This is a genomic window from Candidatus Ulvibacter alkanivorans, from assembly GCF_003333325.1.
Classification (GTDB): Bacteria; Bacteroidota; Bacteroidia; order Flavobacteriales; family Flavobacteriaceae; genus Ulvibacter_A; species Ulvibacter_A alkanivorans.
Map to the genome: position 1 here is coordinate 1 of NZ_QOLC01000056.1, position 7,069 is coordinate 7,069.

The 7,069-nt window shown below is 39.6% G+C and carries 9 protein-coding genes; 7 read left to right on the top strand and 2 right to left on the bottom strand.

The window, feature by feature from the left end:
• Positions 1-56 precede the first annotated feature (56 nt).
• The 6 genes from DWA30_RS04315 (at position 57) to DWA30_RS04335 (ending at position 4,166) form a co-directional block, all read left to right on the top strand.
• Positions 57-572, top strand: a complete 516-nt coding sequence (locus DWA30_RS04315; protein WP_114491314.1) for a DUF4870 domain-containing protein — start codon at positions 57-59, stop codon at positions 570-572.
• The gene (locus tag DWA30_RS13180; protein ID WP_136073153.1) at positions 556-750 is read left to right on the top strand and encodes a hypothetical protein; all 195 of its coding nucleotides are present in this window, start codon (positions 556-558) and stop codon (positions 748-750) included. Before DWA30_RS04315 ends, DWA30_RS13180 begins: the two co-directional genes overlap by 17 nt.
• A 10-nt stretch (positions 751-760) precedes the next feature.
• On the top strand, positions 761-1,099 hold the full coding sequence (locus DWA30_RS04320) for a PadR family transcriptional regulator (protein WP_114491315.1): 339 nt from the start codon (positions 761-763) through the stop codon (positions 1,097-1,099).
• A complete protein-coding gene (locus DWA30_RS04325; RefSeq protein WP_114491316.1) occupies positions 1,096-2,856 on the top strand; it encodes a PspC domain-containing protein in 1,761 nt (586 codons plus the stop codon). Before DWA30_RS04320 ends, DWA30_RS04325 begins: the two co-directional genes overlap by 4 nt.
• A gap of 10 nt (positions 2,857-2,866) precedes the next feature.
• Positions 2,867-3,589 (top strand): head GIN domain-containing protein, encoded by a 723-nt coding sequence (locus DWA30_RS04330; protein ID WP_114491317.1) that lies wholly within the window; start codon positions 2,867-2,869, stop codon positions 3,587-3,589.
• Positions 3,590-3,680: 91 nt separating this feature from the next.
• Positions 3,681-4,166 carry a nuclear transport factor 2 family protein gene (locus DWA30_RS04335; protein ID WP_114491318.1) on the top strand — a complete coding sequence of 162 codons (486 nt, stop codon included), beginning with the start codon at positions 3,681-3,683 and terminating at the stop codon, positions 4,164-4,166.
• Between the two features lie 60 nt (positions 4,167-4,226).
• Here DWA30_RS04335 and trxB read toward each other — a convergent pair whose 3' ends face one another.
• Both trxB and DWA30_RS04345 read right to left on the bottom strand, forming a co-directional pair.
• A complete protein-coding gene (trxB, locus tag DWA30_RS04340; RefSeq protein WP_114491319.1) occupies positions 4,227-5,189 on the bottom strand; it encodes a thioredoxin-disulfide reductase in 963 nt (320 codons plus the stop codon).
• A gap of 110 nt (positions 5,190-5,299) precedes the next feature.
• Positions 5,300-5,743, bottom strand: a complete 444-nt coding sequence (locus DWA30_RS04345) for a methyltransferase family protein (protein ID WP_168421733.1) — start codon at positions 5,741-5,743, stop codon at positions 5,300-5,302.
• A 246-nt stretch (positions 5,744-5,989) separates the two neighbouring features.
• Between DWA30_RS04345 and DWA30_RS04350 the strand changes: the two genes are divergently transcribed.
• Positions 5,990-7,069, top strand: a 1,080-nt coding sequence (locus DWA30_RS04350; protein ID WP_136073154.1) for a cytochrome c biogenesis ResB family protein, incomplete at its 3' end; no start/stop codon positions are given.

Below are 7,069 nucleotides of genomic sequence, written 5' to 3' on the forward strand. Positions count from 1 at the left end.
ATGCGTAACATAATACCTTCTTTTAGACATATATTTGTATAAGAATCTAATCAATCATGGACACAACTGTTTCAGAAAATCAAAAAAATATCGGAGCGTTTTTACACCTCTCTACTTTTTTAAAGTATTTCTTTCCTTTTGCAAATTTTATTGCACCACTTATTATATGGACGGTAAATAAGGAAAAGCCTTTTGTAGATGCCCACGGTAAGCAGGCCATCAATTTTCAGTTAAGTATTTTATTATACACCCTATTAATTGGGTTAGCATGCATTCCATTTTTTGTATTCTTTGCAACCGATCTCGTTTCTTTAATAGAATCGATCGAGCATACCACGCATACGATCACCTTTAGTGAGATCAAAAATGTCACCGGATATATAATTCTATTAGGTATTGTAGCATTCTTACTGTTTGGCCTATTTGTATTTGAATTGTATGCAGTGATCAACGCAACAATGCATGCCGCTAAAGGAAAAGGGTACAAATATCCATTGTCCATACCATTTTTAAAAACAACCGCTCCGGTAGTACTGGAGAAAAATCAATCAGAAAATGAGCACACTAGTTAAATTAGTATTAGCCGCAGTATTTAATCTTCTCGGCAGCGACGTACCACAACAAGTGGAAAACGTCACTACTTTCGAGATACGTCATTGTAGTGATGATCATACTGCACAACGGTACCTAATCAATACCGATCTTAAATCATTCATCATTACACGAGATATGTTATCTCAACAACAGTAAAAATAAGCATATGAAAATCGAAAACACAAAAGCGCAAATGCGGAAGGGAGTTCTAGAATTCTGTATCCTTTCTATCCTCAAGGATGGAGAGGCGTATACAAGTGATATCCTAGACACTCTAAAAGACGCAAAAATGCTTGTAGTGGAAGGCACAATTTATCCCCTGCTAACAAGGCTTAAAAATGCAGGATTGCTTTCCTATCGTTGGGAAGAATCTACCAGTGGCCCACCACGTAAGTATTATGACCTAACCGAAACAGGCAAATTATTTTTAAAAGAATTAGACACCACCTGGAGTGAACTACAACAGGCTGTGAACAGAGTAACCAGCGAAAAAACTACAAAATGAAAAAGACAATTAATATAAATTTAGCCGGCACGTTTTTCCACATCGATGAGGATGCCTTTGGAAAATTACAGCGCTATTTGGACGCAATTAGACGATCCCTTATTGAGCCTCAAGGCAGCGATGAGATTATGCGTGATATTGAAGCACGTATTGCCGAACTTTTTTCTGAAAAAATTGAAAGCAATGCTCAGGTTATTTCGCTTAAAGAATTAGACGAAGTAATCGCTGTCATGGGACAGCCTGAAGACTATTCGGTAGACGAAGAGCTGTTTGAAGAACCTCCTACACATTCCAGCGCAAAGGCCAGGACATCGTACAAACAATTATTTAGGGACGTTGACAACAAGTTCATTTCGGGCGTTTCCTCGGGATTAGGTCATTACTTAGGCATTGACGCCATTTGGGTACGACTGTTATGGATACTTTTAACGTTTATTACCAGTGGAGTAGCGATCGTGATCTATATCTTATTCTGGATATTGGTGCCACCTGCGCTAAGTACCGCCGATAAACTTAAAATGACGGGGGAAGCAGTAAATATCTCCAATATCGAAAAAAAGTTCAAGGAAGGATATGAAACAGTTGCGGATCGGGTAAAGAACGCAGACTATGACAAATACGGGCAAAAAGTAAAAAGCGGAGCTTCCGGTTTTTTCGATACGCTTGGTAATATCCTTCTTACGATCTTAAAAATATTTGTCAAGTTTATAGGTGTAATTCTAATCATTACTTCATTAGCTACCTTGGTGGGTCTGATAGTAGGACTGTTCACTTTTGGTTCGGTAGACTTTTTAGGAAGTGGTGAATTCACAGATTATATTAATGTGTTCTTAGATGCAGGCACACCGGCATGGTTGTTCGCACTGCTACTGTTCTTTGTGATCGGAATACCATTTTTTGTATTGTTCATACTCGGTTTAAAATTATTGATCAATAATTTGCGTTCTATAGGCACACCGGCAAAGATCATCTTGCTATTGGTCTGGATCGCTTCCCTAATTGGGCTTAGTATATTTGGTATCAAATTAGCAAACGAACAGGCCTACGACGGTGATGTAATTACCGAGACCGCCTTACCAATTAGAACTGCAGATACACTTCGACTGGCTATGCATGCCGATACCAAGTATAGCTACGAGGTGAATCGCCATGGCGGGATAAAATTTAAGTACGACGAGAACGATCAAAAAGTATTGTATTCTAACGACATTCGATTGATCGTACGCTCGACCACCGATTCGGTTGCGAAGCTGATCATTGAGCGTAAAGCGGAAGGAAATAGCTTTATAAACGCAAAGAAAAGAGCCGAGGCCATCGAGTATAACTATGAGATGCAGGGCAAGTCACTTACATTAGATGGTTTCTTTACTACCGATCCGAATAATAAATATCGTGATCAAGAACTTGAGATCATTCTTTATATGCCCGTGGGAAGTATACTTTATGCCGATCAAAACACGTATTCTTTTCATCAAAATAGTTCCAGATATAGAGACATACTCGACAATGGAGATGAGGAACAATACCTGCGTATTCTAAGCAATTCGACAGAGTGTTTAGATTGCCCGAAGGAAGTTCAAGATACGATGGATGAAACGATCGAAGCTTCAGAAAGCAACGGTCGTACAGAAAGCTGGGAGGAAGAAGTAAAACAGAAATTCGATGAGACTTCTACTCCTGTCGAAACAACCACAGATTCCCTTCCGAAGCAGACAACCATAGTAACAGACTCTGTTCAAACAACAAATAATAACTAAAATCCAATCTATGAAACCAATTAAATTTATTCTTGTATGTATGGCCTTGACCGTACTTAGTAGCTGTAAGTATGACATACATATTGGTCAGACCGACGGCAATGGAAATGTGACCACCGAAGAACGAATCAACGGGGCGTTTTTTGACCAAGTAAAAGGATCTTCGGGACTAGACGTATATCTAACCGAGGGTTCCGAAACCAAAGTGGTGGTTGAAGCCGATGAAAACCTTCAAGATATCATCGAAACTGAAATTCGCGGTGGCTTACTTCATATTAAAACCACAGAGAACATTGGTCGTTCCAAATCGAAAAAGGTATACGTAACCTATACCGAGCTAACATCGGTTGCAGCTTCTAGTGGCGCCGATGTAATTGCCAATTCTGTCGTGAAGTCAGAAAACCTTACGCTAGACGCCAGCAGCGGAGCCGATCTAGAACTTGAAATATTCTCGAAAGAGGTGTATGCAGAAACAAGTAGTGGAGCCGATCTTAAAGTTAGTGGAAAGGCTAGCGTTTTGCGTGCCGATGCCTCTAGTGGAAGTGACCTGGATGCCAAAGACCTTGTGGTACTAAGTTGTACTGCGGAAGCTTCCAGCGGTGCTGATGTGACCGTAAACGTAAAAGACCGACTTACGACCGATTCATCGAGCGGTGGAGATATTAATTACTACGGAAATCCGTCCGCGGTCTCCGACAATAGCAGTCGGTCGGGCAGTGTTCGAAAAATGTAGTGAAAGATGCTATCGACTAATCAACCAACCTTAAAACTTCGGGATGCAATATCATTTCGAAGTTTTTTTCTGAAGAAATCTAACAGCGACTATGAAACCACTAACCATTATATTCCTTTTCGCATCATGTACGCTACTTGCACAATTGCCCGCTAATTCAGCGATATACAAAACCATAAAAGAGAACGACAGTTTATTATTTAATATAGGGTTCAACACTTGCGATCTGGAGATGTTCGAAACGTTGATAGATAGCGATTTTGAATTTTATCACGATCAAAGCGGAATACTTAACTCGAAGACTGCTTTTATCGAAAATCTCTCTAATGGATTATGTGCTTCCAACGGATTTCAAGCGCGAAGGGAATTGGTCTCCGGCAGCCTGAAAATTTATCCGTTGTATTCGAGCGGAACTTTATATGGAGCACTTCAAACCGGGATTCATAATTTTTACGAAAAACAAAAAGGAAAAGAAGAAGTGTATGGCAGTACAGCCCTGTTCTCTCACTTATGGGTATTAATAGACGGCGAATGGAAATTGAGCAGGGTGGTAAGTTATGACCATCGTCAAGAATAAAAAAAAAACACCTAAGACCAACTGTTCTTAGGTGTTTTTTAAGCTTAAAGTTATATGTTACTAAGCTGTAACTTCTGTTTCTATAGTAGCTAGGTATCGTTCAGCATCCAGTGCTGCCATACAACCGGTTCCGGCAGCGGTAACGGCTTGCCTGTATTCTTTATCTTGTACATCACCACTTGCAAAAACCCCGGGCTTGTTGGTCTTGGTCGATTTTCCTTTGGTAATAATATATCCCGTTGGATCCATATCCAATTGGTCTTTAAATATCTCGGTATTTGGCTTGTGTCCAATAGCGATAAATAATCCTGTGATCGCAATTTCTTCCTTTTCGCCTGTTTCGTTATTCACCATGCGCAATCCTTCGACCACATTGTCTCCTAATACTTCATCTACTTCTGTATTGTATCGAAGATCGATATTTTTAGTGGAGGTTACACGGTGTTGCATCGCTTTAGAAGCTTTCATGTGATCTTTACGAACAAGCATGGTCACCTTATTACAAATATTAGCTAAGTAGGTCGCTTCTTCCGCAGCGGTATCACCACCACCAACAATGGCGACGTCTTGTCCTTTATAGAAGAACCCGTCACAAACTGCGCAAGCAGACACACCACCACCACGTAAGCGCTGCTCACTTGGCAGTCCTAAGTATTTTGCCGTTGCGCCAGTGGATATAATAACAGTTTCCGCTTCAAGTTGGGTTGCGTTGTCTACCGTTACTTTGTGTATCCCTCCTACCTCATCGCTAAAATCGACTGCAGTCACCATACCAATTCTAACATCGGTACCAAAACGTTCGGCTTGTTGTTGTAATTGGACCATCATGGTCGGGCCATCAATTCCTTCGGGATATCCTGGGAAATTATCAACTTCTGTTGTTGTTGTTAATTGTCCTCCAGGTTCCATACCGGTATACATCACGGGTTTCAAATCGGCTCTAGCGGCATAGATGGCTGCCGTGTATCCTGCAGGACCGGAACCTATAATAAGACATTTTAATCGTTCGATAGTATCTGACATAATATTACGTTTCTTCCTATAATTTTGAGTTTGTAAAAGTAGTAACTTTTGTAGTAAACAAACATTAAAAGTTATTAAGAATTGTTATAGGGATATTGTAGCTTGTTATCTTATAGCTTCGGAAAAAATCGTCCCGTGCGATCTTTGTAATTTCTAAAGCGAACAAACTTATTTATGAGCCACTTCTCTTCCCGAATTGATTTTAAATAAAAAACATAGGCGGTGATCCCGAATATAAGAAGTTTAAATACGGAAACTGTAATAATAGCATACGACAACATAGCCAGTAAGATACCGGCGTAGATTGGGTGTCGAACATAGCGATAGATCCCTTTTCGTATTAAGATTCGATCTTTTTTATGCTTAGAGAAGACACTAATGTCTTCATTGAGATTTATTATTCCGAAGAAAATAATTAAGAAACCACAAACGATTAGAATCCACAATAGTACATTAATCCAAACAGGAAGCAAGTACTCATACGCCTGCACGTCTATAAAGTACAAAGCAAACAGTAAGAACTGTATGATTATGTAGAAAATTTCTTTTTTCAATTTTGGGGCATTTATGAACAAGAAATGATTCAAAAAACATTCCAAAAATAGTCAGAAATTTAAAATAGCTTGTATAAATTACAATTGATTTTACTTCAAATAATATATTTGATAAAATGTAGGGTTTATCGCTCTATAACTGTTCCATACATGTGGCAACACCGAAAATAAAATTTAAAATACGCATACTTTTAAATATCTTGTACCTGCGCTTAAAATAATTGACATACTTACGATCCCATTTTGATGAAAAACCTCCTCACTAAAGTTAAGAAAATCTTATATCCACTATTTAATACTAGGGCCGCCGGTCTCTATTTTATACTATTTGCAGCCGCCATCGCAATCGCTACCTTTATTGAGAACGATTTTGGAACGAGCGCGGCTCAAAAAGTGATTTTTAAAGCGTGGTGGTTCGAACTGTTATTAGCGCTTTTTGGAATAACGATCATCGTAAACATTTTTACGTATCGTATGATTCAACAAAAGAAATGGGCACTGTTACTCTTTCATGCTTCCATTATCGTGATCCTTATAGGTGCCGGGGTCACCCGTTATTTCGGTTTTGAAGGCGTTATGCATATCCGTGAAAACGATGCTGCCAATACATTTCTATCGGCAGAAACGTATCTAAAATTTGAAGCCAACAAAGACGGCACTACGTATAATTTTAGTGAGCCTGTGCTCTTTGCCTCCTTAGGCGACAACTCCTGGGAAGAGTCCTATCTTATTGGAGACGATCTCGTGCATATTGAGGTTAGTGAATTTTTACCCAACCCAAAACAATCACTGGTGACCGATGAAGCCAAAGGACTACCTACCTTAAAAATAGTGGTGGCAGGCCCCAATGGTCGTGAAGAATACTACATTAGTCAAGGTGAAACCAAACGCATACGGAATGTCACTTACAATTTTAAACAATCGCGGTTACCCGGCGCGATAAATTTAGTATATCAAAACGATGAGTTGGCTTTTACAACGAGTCAAACGCTTACACAACGGGTCATGGCTACGCAACAATTGGACACCATTCAGGCCTCTAGCGATCTGCAACCGCTTAAGCTACGTGCATTGTATTCTGATGGAAGCAATAATTTTGTTTTTTCTGAATTCAATCCGTATGCAACAATCGCTATTGTTTCTGAAAAACCTAAGGTCGAAAATCAAAGTACGGTGGCACTTCAAATGGATGTTACCGTTAACGAAACTACCAAACAAACGTATATCTATGGCAACAAAGGACTTCCTGGCCGACCTTCTACCCTAATCTTCGATGATCTTAGTTTACAACTTTCTTATGGTGCCAAAGAGATCTCAGTTCCGTTT

Coding starts and splice junctions, on each gene's coding strand:
- DWA30_RS04330 (WP_114491317.1), top strand. CDS start 2,867: ATGAAACCAATTAAATTTATTCTTGTATGTATGGCCTTGACCGTACTT.
- DWA30_RS04325 (WP_114491316.1), top strand. CDS start 1,096: ATGAAAAAGACAATTAATATAAATTTAGCCGGCACGTTTTTCCACATC.
- DWA30_RS04335 (WP_114491318.1), top strand. CDS start 3,681: ATGAAACCACTAACCATTATATTCCTTTTCGCATCATGTACGCTACTT.
- DWA30_RS04315 (WP_114491314.1), top strand. CDS start 57: ATGGACACAACTGTTTCAGAAAATCAAAAAAATATCGGAGCGTTTTTA.
- DWA30_RS04320 (WP_114491315.1), top strand. CDS start 761: ATGAAAATCGAAAACACAAAAGCGCAAATGCGGAAGGGAGTTCTAGAA.
- trxB (WP_114491319.1), bottom strand. CDS start 5,189: ATGTCAGATACTATCGAACGATTAAAATGTCTTATTATAGGTTCCGGT.
- DWA30_RS13180 (WP_136073153.1), top strand. CDS start 556: ATGAGCACACTAGTTAAATTAGTATTAGCCGCAGTATTTAATCTTCTC.